This is a genomic window from Burkholderia thailandensis E264 (assembly GCF_000012365.1).
In the GTDB taxonomy this organism is placed as follows: Bacteria; Pseudomonadota; Gammaproteobacteria; order Burkholderiales; family Burkholderiaceae; genus Burkholderia; species Burkholderia thailandensis.
Genome location: NC_007650.1, coordinates 2,215,790 through 2,231,722, shown reverse-complemented (window position 1 = coordinate 2,231,722; position 15,933 = coordinate 2,215,790). Strand labels below are relative to the sequence as shown.

Annotated in this window: 15 protein-coding genes; 8 read left to right on the top strand and 7 right to left on the bottom strand. The window is 67.7% G+C overall.

Features of this window, described 5'->3' with window-relative positions:
• Window positions 1-30 precede the first annotated feature (30 nt).
• The 3 genes from BTH_RS09440 to BTH_RS33435 all read right to left on the bottom strand — a co-directional run bounded on the left by BTH_RS09440 (window position 31) and on the right by BTH_RS33435 (window position 2,679).
• Window positions 31-321 carry a DUF3331 domain-containing protein gene (locus BTH_RS09440; RefSeq protein WP_011401409.1) on the bottom strand — a complete coding sequence of 97 codons (291 nt, stop codon included), beginning with the start codon at window positions 319-321 and terminating at the stop codon, window positions 31-33.
• Window positions 322-1,036: 715 nt separating this feature from the next.
• The gene (locus BTH_RS09435; RefSeq protein WP_009898006.1) at window positions 1,037-2,281 is read right to left on the bottom strand and encodes an NAD(P)/FAD-dependent oxidoreductase; all 1,245 of its coding nucleotides are present in this window, start codon (window positions 2,279-2,281) and stop codon (window positions 1,037-1,039) included.
• Window positions 2,282-2,394: 113 nt separating this feature from the next.
• Window positions 2,395-2,679 (bottom strand): hypothetical protein, encoded by a 285-nt coding sequence (locus tag BTH_RS33435; protein ID WP_127446378.1) that lies wholly within the window; start codon window positions 2,677-2,679, stop codon window positions 2,395-2,397.
• A 438-nt stretch (window positions 2,680-3,117) separates the two neighbouring features.
• On the opposite strand from BTH_RS33435, the gene BTH_RS09430 reads away from it, so the two are divergent.
• The 6 genes from BTH_RS09430 to BTH_RS09405 all read left to right on the top strand — a co-directional run bounded on the left by BTH_RS09430 (window position 3,118) and on the right by BTH_RS09405 (window position 10,075).
• Window positions 3,118-4,233 carry a branched-chain amino acid ABC transporter substrate-binding protein gene (locus tag BTH_RS09430; protein ID WP_009907961.1) on the top strand — a complete coding sequence of 372 codons (1,116 nt, stop codon included), beginning with the start codon at window positions 3,118-3,120 and terminating at the stop codon, window positions 4,231-4,233.
• A gap of 190 nt (window positions 4,234-4,423) precedes the next feature.
• Window positions 4,424-5,350, top strand: a complete 927-nt coding sequence (gene livH, locus BTH_RS09425) for a high-affinity branched-chain amino acid ABC transporter permease LivH (protein ID WP_009907960.1) — start codon at window positions 4,424-4,426, stop codon at window positions 5,348-5,350.
• 8 nt (window positions 5,351-5,358) lie between these two features.
• Window positions 5,359-6,630 carry a high-affinity branched-chain amino acid ABC transporter permease LivM gene (locus BTH_RS09420; protein ID WP_009898001.1) on the top strand — a complete coding sequence of 424 codons (1,272 nt, stop codon included), beginning with the start codon at window positions 5,359-5,361 and terminating at the stop codon, window positions 6,628-6,630.
• Window positions 6,627-7,400 carry a high-affinity branched-chain amino acid ABC transporter ATP-binding protein LivG gene (livG, locus tag BTH_RS09415; RefSeq protein WP_009897999.1) on the top strand — a complete coding sequence of 258 codons (774 nt, stop codon included), beginning with the start codon at window positions 6,627-6,629 and terminating at the stop codon, window positions 7,398-7,400. Before BTH_RS09420 ends, livG begins: the two co-directional genes overlap by 4 nt.
• Entirely contained in the window at window positions 7,400-8,101 is a 702-nt protein-coding gene (locus BTH_RS09410; protein WP_009897997.1) for an ABC transporter ATP-binding protein, read from the top strand. Before livG ends, BTH_RS09410 begins: the two co-directional genes overlap by 1 nt.
• A 699-nt stretch (window positions 8,102-8,800) precedes the next feature.
• Window positions 8,801-10,075, top strand: coding sequence for a peptidoglycan DD-metalloendopeptidase family protein (locus tag BTH_RS09405; RefSeq protein WP_025404201.1), 1,275 nt, complete (start codon window positions 8,801-8,803; stop codon window positions 10,073-10,075).
• Between the two features lie 227 nt (window positions 10,076-10,302).
• On the opposite strand, the gene BTH_RS09400 is transcribed toward BTH_RS09405, so the two are convergent.
• From BTH_RS09400 to BTH_RS09385, 4 genes are read right to left on the bottom strand one after another with little or no spacing between them, the layout of a single operon-like run.
• Window positions 10,303-11,748: an isochorismate synthase gene (locus BTH_RS09400; RefSeq protein WP_009897992.1), complete on the bottom strand. Its 1,446-nt coding sequence runs from the start codon at window positions 11,746-11,748 to the stop codon at window positions 10,303-10,305.
• A complete protein-coding gene (locus BTH_RS09395; protein ID WP_009897990.1) occupies window positions 11,745-12,050 on the bottom strand; it encodes an isochorismate lyase in 306 nt (101 codons plus the stop codon). The genes BTH_RS09400 and BTH_RS09395 overlap by 4 nt, the downstream gene beginning before the upstream one ends.
• Entirely contained in the window at window positions 12,047-12,820 is a 774-nt protein-coding gene (locus BTH_RS09390; protein WP_009897988.1) for a thioesterase II family protein, read from the bottom strand. The genes BTH_RS09395 and BTH_RS09390 overlap by 4 nt, the downstream gene beginning before the upstream one ends.
• Window positions 12,817-14,472, bottom strand: a complete 1,656-nt coding sequence (locus BTH_RS09385; RefSeq protein ID WP_009897986.1) for a (2,3-dihydroxybenzoyl)adenylate synthase — start codon at window positions 14,470-14,472, stop codon at window positions 12,817-12,819. The genes BTH_RS09390 and BTH_RS09385 overlap by 4 nt, the downstream gene beginning before the upstream one ends.
• Here BTH_RS09385 and BTH_RS09380 point away from each other — a divergent pair.
• Entirely contained in the window at window positions 14,471-14,668 is a 198-nt protein-coding gene (locus BTH_RS09380; RefSeq protein WP_009897985.1) for a hypothetical protein, read from the top strand. The two genes, BTH_RS09385 and BTH_RS09380, sit on opposite strands and share 2 nt — an antisense overlap.
• Before the next feature lie 296 nt (window positions 14,669-14,964).
• Window positions 14,965-15,906, top strand: coding sequence for a helix-turn-helix domain-containing protein (locus BTH_RS09375; RefSeq protein WP_009897983.1), 942 nt, complete (start codon window positions 14,965-14,967; stop codon window positions 15,904-15,906).
• Window positions 15,907-15,933: the final 27 nt, after the last annotated feature.

Sequence of the window (15,933 nt, the reverse complement as noted above, 5' to 3'; positions counted from 1 at the left end):
GCCCTGAGCGGACGGCGTGGCGAGCGGGCGTCATTTGGCGCTCGCATGTCCGAGCACTTCCGCGGCGGAGATCATCGCGCCGGCGTTGGCGGGGGCCGGGCGCTCGGCGGGGCGGAATACCTCGTCGCCGCGATGAATCACCTGGCGCGACAGCGCGCAGGTGCCGGTGCGCTGTGCGAAGCGACGGCGCCAGCGCTGCTCGCCGTAGTGGCAGCGGCCGGGTTCGACCCAACGGACGACGAGCAGGGTGTCGGAGCGTTCGAGGATTTCGACGTGAACGTCAGCGGGATCGAGCACAGGCTGGGATTTGGAGGACTTCATTTGGCCGTTTCCTAAAGCTCGTGCGGTATCGGCCTAGGCAGTTATTGCAACTGCTTTCCGTCGATTCCGTAGCGATTTGCATTAGAGGGTGCGCTAAATGTAAGCGCGCTCGCAAGGAAAAAACATCCTGTCTGGCTCAAATTACTTTTTGCCGATTTAGAAACAATCGATTTTCATTAGCGGGCAAAAGCGAAGTGCGAAATCGTTCCCTCGAATGGTGCATGAAAGGGCGCTCGAAGCCAGCGATACCGCGTTCGGAGCGCGCGGCGGCGTGCCGTTCGCAAGTGAAACCGCACGCGGGCACGCGTCGGCGCGCGCTTTGTCACGATGTTTCGTCGCGTGTCAAGGTCGGCCGCGTCGACAAGGAGGCGCGTGCAATCTCCAATCTCGATTGCCGAATGACGACCGCGCGTTCGCGTGCAGATTGGGTTAATCCCGCACTCGACTGGCCGCATCGATCGGCATCGCCGACATTCGTTGTGAAAATTGCAAAGCACTGTTCGTTCAATGTGCGGTGATTCGTCGGTGAAGCGGCGGCGAGCCGATCGCGGACGGCGCGATTATCGATTGCAAGCTCGCACCGTTGTTTAGCCGATCGAAGAAAATCGCCGGTGTGGAATGAGGAAAATCACGTGCCCGGAATCGGATGAATCGCATCGGCGATTCGGCGGCGCGCCGGTGTTGCTTCGCCGCCGATACGCTCGCCCGGATCGGATCAGAGAAACCGCTCCGCGCGAAACGGCGCGACGTCCGCGACGGTCGGCTCGCCGCACATCATTTCCGCGAGCAGGCGCCCTGTAATGGGGCCGAGCGTGAGCCCGTGATGGTTGTGCCCGAACGCGAACCACATGCCGCGGTGCCGCGGCGCGGCGCCGATCACGGGCCGCATGTCCGGCGTGCACGGCCGCAAGCCGAGCCACGGCGCCGGATCGAGCCGGTGGCCGAGCCTGAACGTCGGTTGCGCGACGCGTTCCGCGCGCGCGAGCTGCACGCCCGTCGGCGGCAGCGTGCGCGCGGCGATCTCGACGCCCGTCGTGAGCCGCAGCCCGCGACGCATCGGCGCGACGACATAGCCATGCTCGAGATCGACGACGGGCGCGGTGAGCGGCGCGCCGTCCGGCGGCGCGTAGTGCATGTGGTAGCCGCGCTTCTCGCGCAACGGAAGCCGGTAGCCGAGCTTGGCGAACACCGTATCCGACCACGGGCCGAGCGCGACGACGACGTCGCGCGCCGCCGCGACGCCGTCGGCGGTGCGCACGCGCCAGCCGTTGCCGCTCGCTTTGACGCTCGCCGCGTCGCCTTCGAGCAGCGTGCCGCCGTCGCGCGCGAAGAGCTGGGCATACGCTTTGACGAGCGCGCCCGGATCGACGACGCTCTTCGGATCGAGCCAATGCAGCGCGCCGCAGAAGCCCGGGCCGAGCGCGGGCTCTTGCGCGGCGAGCGCGGACGCGTCGAGCGGCGTCACGCGCAGCCCGTGCCGGCTTGCGTTGCGCAGCGCGTCGCGCGTTGCGCGCTCGAGGCGGGCCGGCGTCCGATAGGCCTCGATCCAGCCGCATGCGCGCACGAGCTCGCCTGCGTCGGCGCGCGCGATCAGCGCGTCGTGCTCGGCGACGCTGCGTTCGATGAGGGGCAGCATGTCGCGCGCGGCGGCCGCGTGGCGGCGCGGCGACGATTCCCACCAGAAGCGCGCGAGCCACGGCGCGAACGAGGGCAGCGATGCGCGATCCCAATAGAGCTCGGTCGAGCGGTTCGCCGCGTAGCGCAACAGCGCGAGCGGGCTGCGCGCGAACGCGTACGGCGCGACCGACGAGCGCTCGATGAGCCCGGCGTTGCCGAAGCTCGTGCCGTCGCCTGGCGCGCCGCGGTCGAGGAGCGCGACCCGGCGGCCGCGATCCTGCAGGTGCAGCGCCGCCGATACGCCGATGATTCCTGCGCCGAGAACGATGACATCGAAATCCATGAACCGAGCCCAAATGATGTGGAGCGTGGACGGCCGGCGATTCGCGTCGATCGAGGTTCGCACGACGAGCGACGCCCGCGGCCGGCGCGGGCCGCCGAAGCGGGCCGGATCGGCTAACGAACGAAAGGTGCGGCAAGCTGAACGCGCAGCCGCATTATTTCACCGAAATTCCAAAGTGCTTGCATGCCCCCGATGAAACTGCCGATATAGGCGAGTTTGCGGGTGGACATTGCATCGCTGTCGAGTTGGCGCGCGCGCCCGCGCGGTTGCACCCGGGCCCGGCTGCGGGACGGCGCGCCGTCGTCTCGCCGGCGCCGGCGCGGGCGGCGCGCATCGCGGTGCGCCGCAGCGTCGCGGTAAATGTCCGTCGCGAAAGAGGAATTGCGCGTCGCGCTCACGCGAAAGGGCGTCCGGCGGTCGTATCCGGGTGCGGTGCAACACGCGCAAACCCGGTGCAACCGCGCGTGCCGGACATCGCGCGGACTGCGTATTTTCCCTGATTCATCCGTTAATTGTGGTCAGACGGATGAAAAACGATCCTATAATTTCGGCTGCCTTGCCAACGGCTGTCGGCAGATCCGTCCGATGAGCAGTGAGGTAAGCGGGGCAGGCGAATCGCTTGCGCAATACAAGACGCATCACGTTGTCTTTCCGAACCAAGGTCTCCGTCGCTCTCGACGGCGGCTGACACTGCCGGGCCCCGCAAGCGCTGTTCCATCTGCAGGTCCGTCAATCCGTCTCGGGCGTGCTCCAAGTCGTTTCGTCCACGGGTGTTGTTCGATTGCGCAAGTCATGCCGCCTTGCCCGTATGACTAAACATAATCGAGGAGCTCCTGATGATGCTGTCCCGTCTTACGTCCGTTTCCCTTGCCGCGATGCTCGTTGCAGCCGGCGCCGCCGCTCATGCGGAAACCGTGAAGATCGCCATCGCCGGCCCGATGAGCGGCTCGGTCGCGCAATACGGCGACATGGTCAAGGCCGGCGCGCTGACGGCGATCGAGCAGGTCAATGCAGCAGGCGGCGCGGGCGGCAACAAGCTCGAGGCGGTGATGATGGACGATGCGTGCGAGCCGAAGCAGGCGGTCGCGGTCGCGAACAAGATCGTCAGCCAGAAGATCAAGTTCGTGATCGGCCATGTGTGCTCGGGCTCGACGATCCCGGCGTCGGACATCTACGAGAACGAGGGCGTCGTGATGATCACGCCGTCCGCAACCGCGCCGCAGCTCACCGAAGGCAAGAAGCGCAAGTTCATCTTCCGCACGATCGGCCGCGACGATCAGCAGGGGCCGGCCGCCGCGCAATACATCATCGGCAAGGTCAAGCCGAAGAAGGTCGCCGTGCTGCATGACAAGCAGTCGTACGGCCAGGGCATCGCGTCGGCGGTGAAAAAGGAGCTTGACGCGGCGAAGGTGCCTGTCGTGATCTTCGAAGGCATCAACGCGGGCGACTCCGATTACTCGGCGATCATCACGAAGCTGAAGTCGCAGGGCGTCGACTTCGTCTATTTCGGCGGCTATCACCCGGAAATGGGGCTGCTGATGCGTCAGGCGCGCGAACAGGGCTTGAAGGCCGTGTTCATGGGGCCCGAGGGCGTCGGCAACAAGGACGTGACGGCGATCGCGGGGCCCGCTTCCGAGGGGATGCTCGTCACGTTGCCGGCGGACTTCACGGTCGATCCGGCGAACGCGGCCGTGATGAAGGCGTTCGCGCAGAAGAAGCGCGATCCGAACGGCACGTTCCAGATGCCCGCGTATTCCGGCGTGAAGATCATCGCCGATTCGATCGCGGGCGCGAAGTCGACCGATCCGGCGAAGGTCGCCGCATACATGCACCAGCACACCTTCGACACGCCGATCGGCAAGGTGTCGTACGACGCGCAGGGCGACCTGAAGTCGTTCAAGTTCGTCGTCTACAAGTGGCACAAGGACGCGACCAAGACGGCCGCCAACTAACCGGAGTATCTGCCCGCCTGCCCGCCCCGCTGCACGTTCGAGCGGGGCGGGCCGCATTGGCCCGGCGCCGCCGCGGGAACACCCGGGGCGCCGGGCGGCGGGCGTGTCGAGATCGGACGCCCGTGCGCGGCGTGCGCCGTTTCTTTCAAGTGCGCCGGCGCGCGCGCCGGCGCGAACGGGGGCTTCCCGCATGAATGAATTCTTTCCTCAATTCGCCCAGCAACTGGTCAACGGCCTCACGCTGGGCGCGATCTACGCGCTGATCGCGATCGGCTATTCGATGGTCTACGGGATCATCGGCATGATCAACTTCGCCCACGGCGAGATCTACATGCTCGGCGCGTACATCGGCCTCGTCACGCTGACCGCGATCGGCACGTCGGCGGGCTATCCGTTGCCGCTCGTGCTTGGCGCGGCGCTCGTCGTGTCGGTCATCGTCACGGGGCTCTACGGGTTCGCGGTCGAGCGCGTCGCGTACCGGCCGCTGCGCGGCGGGCCGCGGCTCGTGCCGCTCATCTCCGCGATCGGCATGTCGATCTTTCTTCAGAACTACGTACAGATCGGTCAGGGCGCGCGCGACATGTCGGTGCCCGTGCTGATTTCCGGTGCGTTCGACATCCGCCTCGGCGGCGACTTCGACGTGACGGTGCCGTATGCGCGCCTGTTGATCGTCTGCGTGACGATCGTGCTGATGATCGCGCTCACGCTGTTCATCTCGCACTCGCGGATGGGCCGTGCATGCCGCGCGTGCGCGGAGGACATGCGCATGGCGAACCTGCTCGGCATCGACACGAACCGCGTGATCTCGTTCACGTTCGTGCTGGGCGCGATGCTCGCCGCGGTGGGCGGCGTGCTGATCGGGCTCACGATCGGCAAGCTCAATCCGTACATCGGCTTCGTCGCGGGCATCAAGGCGTTCACGGCCGCGGTGCTGGGCGGCATCGGCAGCATTCCCGGCGCGATGCTGGGCGGCGTGCTGCTCGGCCTTGCCGAGACCTTCGCGTCCGGCTACATGCCCACCGAGTACAAGGACGTGGTGGCCTTCGGCCTTCTCGTGCTGATCCTGCTGTTCCGTCCGACGGGCCTGCTCGGCAAGTCGGATATCGAAAAGGTGTGAGGCCGCTCATGAATCAAGCGATGACTTCCGTTCACACGACGGCCAGCGCGCCGGCCGTCCAGTCGCTCAAGCACGCGGTGACGGCCGCCGTGCTGACCGCGATCCTCACGGTGCCGATCCTCGGCCTTCAGTTGAAGCTCGACGGCTATCAGGTCGTGCTCGAGGCGCACTGGCGGCCCGTCTGGATCGCCGTGGCCGCCGTGTTCCTGTTTCAGCTCTTCAAGCCCGCGCTGCTGCGCGCGAAGGCCGCCGTGCGCATGCCCGCGATCGCGCCGCTCGGCGCGCGCGAGCAGCGCGCGATCGTCTGGGCGCTCGTCGCGCTCGGCTTCGTGTGGCCGTTCATCGGCTCGCGCGGCGCGATCGACATCGCGACGCTTGCGCTCATCTACGTGATTCTCGGTCTCGGCCTGAATATCGTCGTCGGCTTCGCGGGCCTGCTCGATCTCGGCTACGTCGGCTTCTACGCGGTCGGCGGCTACACGTACGCGCTGCTCAACCAGTATTTCGGCCTCACGTTCTGGGAATGCCTGCCGCTGTCGGCCCTTGCTTCGGCGACGTTCGGCTTCCTGCTCGGCTTTCCTGTGCTGCGGCTGCGCGGCGACTATCTCGCGATCGTCACGCTCGGCTTCGGCGAGATCATCCGGCTGCTCGCGAACAACCTGACGAGCATCACGGGCGGCCCGGACGGCATTTCCAGCATTCCGAAGCCGACCGTGTTCGGCTTCGAGATGGCGCGAAGCGCGAGCGTCGAGGGCGCGAAGACGTTCCACGAGTTGATCGGGATCGAGTACAGCGGCAAGCACGTCGTGATCTTCCTGTACCTGATCGCGCTCGTGCTCGTCTGCTTCACGCTGTTCGTGACGAGCCGGCTGATCCGCATGCCGATGGGGCGTGCGTGGGAGGCGCTGCGCGACGACGAGATCGCGTGCCGCTCGCTCGGCCTCAACCCGACGCGCATCAAGCTGTCGGCGTTCACGCTCGGCGCGTCGTTCGCCGGCATCGGCGGCGCGTTCTTCGCGGCGCGCCAGGGGCTCGTGAATCCCGAGTCGTTCACGTTCATCGAATCCGCGCTGATTCTCGCGATCGTCGTGCTGGGCGGGATGGGCTCGCAGCTCGGCGTGATCCTCGCGGCGATCCTGCTGACCGTGCTGCCCGAAGTCGCACGCGGCTTCGCCGAATACCGGATGCTGATGTTCGGCCTCGTGATGGTGTTGATGATGATGTGGCGTCCGCAGGGCCTGCTGCCCGCGAGCCGTCCCCACGTGGAGCTGCCGCAATGAGCGCGACGACGGAAATGTTGAAGGTGTCCGCGCTGCAGATGCGCTTCGGCGGCCTGCTCGCGGTGGACGGGATCGATTTCGACGTGCGCCGCGACGAGGTGTTCGCGATCATCGGCCCGAACGGCGCGGGCAAGACGACGGTGTTCAACTGCATCGGCGGGTTCTATCGGCCGACGGCGGGCAGCGTCGTGCTCGACGGCCATTCGATCGGCGGCCTGACGAGCCATCTCGTCGCGCGCAAGGGGCTCGTGCGCACGTTCCAGAACATTCGGCTGTTCAAGTCGCTGACGGTCGTCGAGAACCTGCTCGTCGCGCAGCATCGGCAAGTGAAATCGGGGCTCCTGCACGGCCTTTTCGCGACCCCCGCGTATCGGCGCGCGGAGCGCGACGCGCTCGAGCGCGCGGCGATGTGGCTCGAGCGGATGAATCTGACGGCGGTCGCGAACCGGCCCGCGGGCACGCTCTCGTATGGTCATCAGCGCCGCGTCGAGATCGCGCGCTGCATGATCACGAACCCGCGGCTGCTGATGCTCGACGAGCCGGCGGCGGGCCTCAATCCGCAGGAGAAGGTCGAACTGCAGCAACTGATCGACCGGCTGCGCCGCGAGTTCGGCATTTCGGTGCTGCTGATCGAGCACGACATGAGTCTCGTGATGGGCGTCTCGGATCGCATTCTGGTGATGGAGCACGGCCGGCCGATCACGATCGGCAAGCCCGACGAAGTGCGCAACGATCCGCGCGTGATCAAGGCCTATCTGGGAGAGGAGTGATGCTGAAGCTGGAGAGGGTCCACACGCATTACGGCGCGATCGAGGCGCTGTCGGGCGTGTCGATCGAGGTGAAGAAGGGCGAGATCGTCACGCTGATCGGCAGCAACGGCGCGGGCAAGACGACGCTGATGATGACCGTGTGCGGCACGCCGCGCGCCTCGAGCGGGCGCGTGCTGTTCGAAGGCGACGACATCACCGCGATGCCGACGCACGAAATCATGCGCCAGGGGCTCGCGATCTCGCCGGAAGGGCGCCGCGTGTTTCCGAGCCTGACCGTGCTCGAGAACCTGAAGATGGGCGGCTTCTTTGCCAGCCGCCACGAGATCGACGAAGGCGTCGAGCATGTGTATCGGCTGTTTCCACGGCTCAAGGAGCGCTCCGCGCAGCGCGCGGGCACGATGTCGGGCGGCGAGCAGCAGATGCTCGCGATCGGCCGCGCGCTGATGAGCCGGCCGCGCCTGCTGCTGCTCGACGAGCCGACGCTCGGCTTGGCGCCGCTCGTGATCGCGCAGATCTTCGACATCATCCGCACGATTCGCGACGAGGGCGTGACGGTGTTTCTCGTCGAGCAGAACGCTCACAAGGCGCTGCAGGTTGCCGATCGCGGTTACGTGCTCGAAACCGGGCGCGTCGTGCTCGCCGACACCGGCGCGAACCTGCTCGAGAACGACCGGATCAGGGCCGCGTATCTCGGCGGATAGGACGGCGGTTGTCGCGGGCTCGACGTCCGCGTCAAACGTAAAGCGGGCGAGCGTGCGTCGACGAAAATAGCAATATCGCGCGTTCGTTCGCATTCTCGAATTCAGGCGAATGTGCTTCAGGATACATATCCTGACATTCGCGTCGCTTCATGCAAGCGACGTATTCATTTTAAACCGCCGCATCTTATCGGCGTGTGAAAGCGTGCAGCCAATCTCGCGCGCGCTTGAATCGGTTGACGCGTCCGGCGATTGCGCGGGCGCGTCATGCTTGCCCGCATGTGCGGCGATAAGTGGCTGAAATCGATCGACTTTTCATCATCTGTGCGCGCGTCGGCGCAATCGGCTTGAGCGAGCGCTTCGGCTGCTGAGATTATTCGGATTCCTTTGCAATTTGATCATGGAGTCTAGGATGATTCCTGGGCGACGTTTCGAAACAATCTCCGTTTCAATGCACATTGGTTGCGGCAATATCCGATAAGTGATCGTGAAAAATACACTTTGTTACCAATTCGCTTTATCCCGCGCAAGGTTTACTTTTACAAAAAAATCACTATGATTCCCGTGGCGTAAGGGCTTTGTCGGCTTGATCAAGCTGCTAAGGAATGCGAATCGAGCTGCCAAGGTTCACAGTGGGACCGCTGCTGCGATGTCGGCCGACGAGGCCGCATCGGGCCGCGGCCGGTCCCGTCCGTCGAAACGATGACGTTCACTGATGAGGGAGGCGTTTTCATGGGCCCGATGGTCTGGCGTATTGCATCCGATCCGATCACGCGTTTGCTGGCCGCGCCGTTGATCGCGGCAGGCCTGTCCGGCGCCGCGCTTGCGGCGCCCGTCGATATACCGGACCTGCAGCATGCGGTCCGGCAGGCTTTCTCCGCGCGGCTCGGCAAACAAGGACCGGCCGCACCCGCCGTGCGTGACGACGTGATCGAGTCGGTCAAGTCGGACCCGGACGCCGGATGGGTGCTCGGCACGATCACGCAGGTCGTTCCGAACGACACGCCTGCTTATCCCGTCACGAAGCTCTTCGTCGCGCGGCGTGCGAACGAAGGATGGGTCGTCGGCATCGAGGGCACCGATGCGTTTCACGCGCTCGCCGCCGCGGCGCCGGCGAAGCTGATCGCCGACGACGAGCGCGCGCACCTCAACGCCGGCCGCGCGCCGGGCGCGCCGCAACGGAAGGCGGCGCCCGCGCAGACGGGGCTCGCGCTGCCGTGGCAGCAGGGCGCCGCGTGGTACTGGACGGGCGGCGCGCACGGCTGGAGCGGCGACAGCCGGCCGTTCAACTCGCTCGACTTCTCCGGCGGCAACGGCCAAGTGCTCGCCGCCCGCGACGGCACGCTCTACAAGAGCTGCGAGCGCAACGGCAGCGCGATCGTCAAGATCGTTCACGACAACGGCTATACGACCACGTACTACCACATGGTTCAACTGACGCAGGCGGGCAGCGGCACGCGCGTGCGTCAGGGGCAATATCTCGGGCGGGTCGGCAATGGGCTGCCGTGCGGCGGGCAGACCACCGGGCCGCATGTGCATTTTGCGTTGAGCCAGGGCGGCAGCGACGTGCCGGTGAACGGCAAGACGATCGGCGGCTGGCAGTTCTTCGAAGGGAGCAACGCGTATTCGGGCTATGCGGTGCGCAATCAGCGGCGCGTGTCCGTGCAGGCGTCGCTGACCAACTACGGCTCCGACGACAGCGGCGGGCCGACCGAGCCGTCGCGGCCCGTGAAGGCGACCGTGCAGTCGCCGGGGCCCGTGAATCTGCGCAGCGCGCCGTCGCTGTCCGCGTCGGTTGTCGGCACGGTGTCGAACGGCGCGACGGTGCAGCTTGCGTGCTATGCGTACGGCGACACGGTGCAGGGCAACTGGGGCGCGACGCGGCTCTGGTATCGGCTCGACTCGAATCGATGGGTATCGGACGGATTCGTCTATACGGGGAGCAACGATCCGGTCGTGTCGGCATGCGCGAATTGACGGCGTCGACGTGTCGCGGTGCGCGCTGGCGCCGGGCCTGCGCGGCATCGGCGCGGTTCAACGCGCGCGCGTCGTGGTGCCGAATGCCGCGCGAGGCGCGCTCGATTCACGGTTGCGCGTGTCTCGCGACGATGTGATCGTCGGCGGCCGGGCCGCGCCCGGCTTTTCCTGCGTGTTGCGCGATTCACGGCGCGCGGCGCGTCGTGCGCGTGCGGCGTGCGTGCGAATCAGTGTGCGGCGGCAGGCATCGGCGCGACCGTGCGCAGGTTGGCGGCGGCGTCGCGTGCCTCGATCGCCGCCCGCATGCCCGACAGCTTGAGGTTCGTCTCGCGATACTCGCGCGCCGGCTCCGACTCGGCGACGATCCCGCAGCCGGCGAACAGCCGGCAAGCGCCTGCCGAGATCAGCGCCGAGCGCAGCGCGACGACGAAGTCGCCGTTGCCGTGCGCGTCGATCCAGCCGATCGGGCCGGCGTACCAGCCCCGATCGAAGCCTTCGTGTGCGCGAATGTGCTCGAGCGCGGCGGCGCGCGGATAGCCGGCGACGGCGGGCGTCGGATGCAGCGCCGCGACGGCCTGCAGCAGCGTCGCGTCCGCGTTCAGCGTCGCGGCGATCGGCGTGCTCAGGTGTTGCAGGCGCGGCAGGCGCAACAGCGACGGCTCGGCCGGCACGTCGATCGTGCGCGACAGCGGCGCGAGCGCGTCGCGGATCGCATCGACGACGAGCGCGTGTTCGAGGCGCTCCTTCGCCGACGCCATCAACTGCGCGCCGAGTGCGCGGTCGTGATCGCGATCGTCGCCGCGCGCGATCGTGCCGGCGAGCGCGTGCGTTTGCGCGTGGCCGTGCGCGACGCGCACGAGGCGTTCCGGCGTCGCGCCGACGAAGCAGCCCTCGCGCCGGCGGACCGCGAACAGATGCGCGCGCGCGTCGCGCAGCCTGAGCCGGCGCAGCAGCGGTCCGATTGCGACGGGCTGCGCGTACTGTTGCAGCACGTCGCGCGCGAGCACGACCTTGCTGAATGCGTCGCGGCGAATCGCGTCGACCGCGCGTCGCGCCTTGTGCTGCCATTCGGCGGCTTGCAGCGCGTGGACGTGCAGCAGGCGCGGCGCATCGTCGTCAATGGCGGGCGCGAGCGCCGCGAGCATGCCGATTCGCGCGTCGCATTCGCGCGCGAGCGCGGCGCAATCGTCGTGCGCGGAGACGACACGCTGGCAGACCGCCCAATACGCATCCCCTTCTCGAACGATCAGCATCTTCGCGAGCGTCAGGCTCGCATCGGGAAACGCTTGCCAGTGCGCATGCCGGGGCCCGCGCGGATCGAAGCGAAAGCCGCCGACGATGCGCGGCGGCTGTGGCCCGGCGACGACCGCCGCGCGGGCGAGCGCGCGCCAGCGCGCGTCGAGCCGGGCGAATCGCGCATCGCCCGGCTCGTTCAGATCGAGCGCGCAGTCCCAGCCGAACAGTGCGGCCGGCCGGTCCGGCGCGCCCGGCTCGTCGCCGGCTTCGACGAAGCACCACGGGGTCGCGCCGTCGTCCCAGCTCGCGATCAGGTCGAACAGTTTCAGCGGCCGCAGCGGAAACGATGCGGCGGCGAGCACGGGCTCGCCGGTGTCGGCCGCGCGGCGCGCCGCGCGTGCGAAGGTGTCGAGCAGCACCGAGAAGCGGGCGTTCATGCGAGCCCCCGTTCGCTGCGCCAATGCTGCGTTTGCTGTTCGATGTACCACGCGATGATCCGCGCATACAGCGTCTCGACGAACGCGCCGTCGAGTCCGGCCTGCTCGGCCCAGCGGCGCCGCTCGGGCAGCATCGCCGCGACGCGTTCCGGCGCCGCGATGCTCGCCTCGGTCGGCTTGAAGCGCGATGCGGCCTTCACGTACTGCATGCGCGCGCCGAGCGCGGCGATGATGTCGGCGTCGAGGCGGTCGATGGCTTCGCGGATGTCGGCGAGGCTGGTGCATTCATCCGGTGTCTTCATGAGTGTTCCTTGTGCGGGCGGAGAGAGAAGTCGATCTGTTCGACGATGTGCGCGATCAGCGCCGGGTATTCGCGACGCAGATAGAAATGGTCGCCGTCGAACGTCGTCACGCGAATCGGCCGGCACGCGACGTCCTGCCATGCGTGTGCCTCGTCGCGATCGAGCTCGGGATCGGCGAGCGGCAGCATCACGCCGAGCGGCGCGCCGAGCATCGGGGGCCGCTCGCGCCGATAGGTCTCGATCGCGCGATAGTCGTCGCGGATCATCGGCAAGTAGATCGCGCGCAGCTCCGGATCGGCGAGCAGCGCCGCGTGCTCGCCGGACAGGCGCGCGACGTCGTTCAGCAGCGCTTCGTCGGATTGCCGATGCAGGTTCGATGCGCGCTGCCGGTGCGGCGGCGGCTGCGACGACACCGCGACGTACAGCGGCGCCGCGCCGCGACGCTCGAGGCGCAGCGCGACTTCGTATGCGAGCGCGGCGCCCAGGCTGTGGCCGAACAGCACGAGCGGCTTGCGCGCGTAATCGACGAGCGCATCGGCGGCCGGGCCGGCGAGCGCGTCGATCGAGCGCGCGCAGGGTTCGCCGAAGCGGTCCTCGCGGCCCGGGTACTGAAGCGCGAGCAGATCGAGATCCCATGGCAGCGCGCGAGCCCAGCCGCGAAAAAAACTCGCGGTGCCGCCGGCGTGCGGGAAGCAGACGAGTTGCGCGCGCGGGCAGGGCGACAGCCTGAGTTCCCGGACCCAGCCGGCGTGCGGACGCGGCGGCGTCATGCGTTTGCCGCCGCCAGCTGGCGGCGCAGCAGATCGCGCAGCGATTTCTTGCTGGTCTTGCCGATGCCGGTTTCCGGAAAGCTCGGCACGAATTCGATGCGATCGGGGATCTTGAACGCGGCGAGCCCCTGGTCGCGCAAATGCCGTTTCAGCGCGAGCGAGCTTGGCGCGGGCGCGCGCGCGACGACGAACGCGCACGTGCGTTCGCCGAGCAGCGGATCGGGCATCGCGACGACCGCCGCGTCGCGAACTTGCGAATGCGCGAGCAGCAGGTTCTCGACTTCCTCGGCGGACACTTTTTCGCCGCCGCGATTGATCTGGTCCTTGTCGCGGCCCTCGACGACGAGGTCGCCTTCTTCGGTGCGGCGCACGCGGTCGCCGCTGCGATAGAAACCGTCGGCCGTGAACGCGGCCGCATGGTGCTCGGCGAGCCGGTAGTAGCCGCGGATCGTATACGGCCCGCGCACCTGCAATTCGCCGATCTCGCCCGGCGCGACGGGGTGGCCCGCGTCGTCGACGATGCGCACTTCGTCGGCGGGCGACACCGGCCGGCCTTGCGTTCGCGCGATGCGCGCGGGCGGATCGTCGAGCCGCGTGCAGCAGATGAGGCCTTCGGCCATGCCGAACACCTGCTGCAGCCGGCAGCCGAGGACGGGCGTCACGCGTTCGGCCGCGTGGTCCATCAGCCGCGCGCCGCCGACCTGCAGCACGCGCAGGCTCGACAGGTCCGCCTGACGCTGCGCCTGCTCGTCGAGCCACAGCAGCGCGAGCGGCGGGACGAGCGCCGTATGCGTGATCCGCTCGCGCGCGATCAGCGCGAAGCTGCGCTCCGGCTCGGGGCGCTCGGTCGCGACGACGCGGCCGCCCGCGAGCAGCGCGCCGATCACGCCGGGGCAGCACAGCGTGAAGTTGTGCGCCATCGGCAGCGCGGCGAGATAGACGGTGTCGGCGCCGAAGCCGCTCGCGTCCGAGCACGCGCGCACGTTGTACAGGTACTCGCGATGGCGGCGCGGAATCAGCTTCGGCGTGCCCGTCGTGCCGCCCGATAGCTGAAAGCATGCGATGTCGTCCGCGCGTGCCGCGCAGCCGTCGATGGGCGGTGCGTCGTACAGCGAATCGAAATGCACGAACGCGTGATCGTCGCCCGCGACGATCACGTGCTCGAGCGTCGGACAGCTCGCCTGCAGCGCGCCCGCGAGCGGACGGCAGTCGAAGTCGCCGAGCCGGGCCGCGCCGAGATACGCGCGGGCGTTCGTGAAGCGGCAGAACGCGCCGATCTCGTGCTGCCGGTGCGCGGGCAGCGCGAGCACAGGGCGCACGCCGAGCTGGAACAGCGCGAAGCACGCTTCGATGAAGCGCGCGCTGTTCGGCAGATGCACGACGGCCGTGTCGCCGCGTGCGAGGCCGAGGCGGCGCAAGCCGCCGGCGAGACGCCGGATGCGTTCGAGCAATTCGCGGTAACTCACGCGGCGTTCGCCGTCGACGAATGCGGTCGCGGCGTGGCTGCGCCGCGCGCGCTCGGCGAGCGCGCCATAGAAGGTCTCGTCTCGCCAGTAGCCGGCGTCGCGGTAGCGGCGCGCGAAGTCGTCGGGCCAATCGGGCGCGTCGCTCGATGCGCCGGCTCGCGCGGCGGCGGGCGAATCCGTCGGCATGACCGCCGGCGAAGCGGCGGGGGAGGAGGAAGAAGCGGAAGAAGCGGCCGGCGAATCCGCGGGCGAATCGGTTGGCGAAACGGTCGGCGAATCGGAGCGCGAATCGGAGCGTGAATCGGAGCGTGAATCGGAGCGTGAATCGGAGCGTGAATCGGAGCGCGAGCCGGAGTGTGACTCGGCGTGTGAGCCGGCATAGGAATCGGCGTGCCGCTCGGCGCGCGGATCGGTGCGCCAGTCGGCGGCGGTGGATGAGGAAGTCATGCGCTTACCCCGTGTCGGCAAGTTGTCAATAAATGTAAATGAGATGTATTATCAATTCGCCCGAGTAAGCATTTCAACGCAACTTCTTTTGATATCCCGGCAATTTCATTCGACCGGGTGCACGGTGCGCCCGCAACCGGCCGTCTGGCCCGATGCAGGGGCGCGGCCGGCCGCCGTCCGGCCCGCGACGGCTCGCGCGACGTGCGCCCGCTGCCAACCAACGGACCTCTGATGACCTCGACTTCCTTAGCCTCGTCACGACGCAAGCCGGCGGTGCTGATGCCCGGCAACCATCCCGGCGTCGTGCACGTCGATGCCGGCATGAAACTCCTGAGCGGCACCCTCTGTTCGGAGAGTCGCGACTGGTACGAGGAGCCGCTCGAAAAAGGGCTGAAGCTCGTCCTCGTGCAGAGCGGCCAGTTGCGCTGCCGCGTGCCTGGCCAGCCGGAGCAGTGCATCAAGGGGCCGGGCCTCTGCCTCATCGCGAACGACGGCGAATTCACGACGCAGCAGATCTATAGCTGGGACGCGCCGCTGCGCTACACGATCGTGCAGCTGGGCCTCGACGCGCTCGATCGCGGCCCGAGCCTGCTGCCCGAGACGCTGCTCGCGCCGACGGGCGGCGATCCGCGCATCGTCAGCTGCCCGGCGTCGAAGGCGCTGCAGGCGCTCGCCGCGCAGATCGCGACCTGTCCGTTCGAAGGCGCGGTGCGCGACTACTATCTGACGGGCAAGGCGTTCGAGCTGACCGCGCTCAGCGCGCAACTGCTGTCGACGCAGCGCGCGCCGGCGTCGATCGACGTGCGCATCACGTCGTCGGACATCGAGCGCGTCTATGCGGCGAGCGACATCCTGACGCGCGACCTCCAGGCGCCGCCGACGCTCGACGCGCTCTCCGCGCGGATCGGCATGAATCCGCGCAAGCTGACCGCGGGGTTTCGCAAGGTGTTCGGCGCGAGCGTGTACGCGTATCTGCAGGAGTACCGGCTGCGGACCGCGCACGAGATGCTGTGCGCGGAGGACGCGAACGTGTCGACCGTCGCGTACCGGGTGGGCTACAGTCCCGCGCATTTCTCGATCGCGTTTCGCAAGCGCTACGGCGTTTCGCCGAGCGATATCCGGGCCGCGCCGAACGCGCACGGCGACGCCGGTCCGGTGTGCGCCGCAATCTAAACAAACAGACCGGAAACCTAAAGCAAT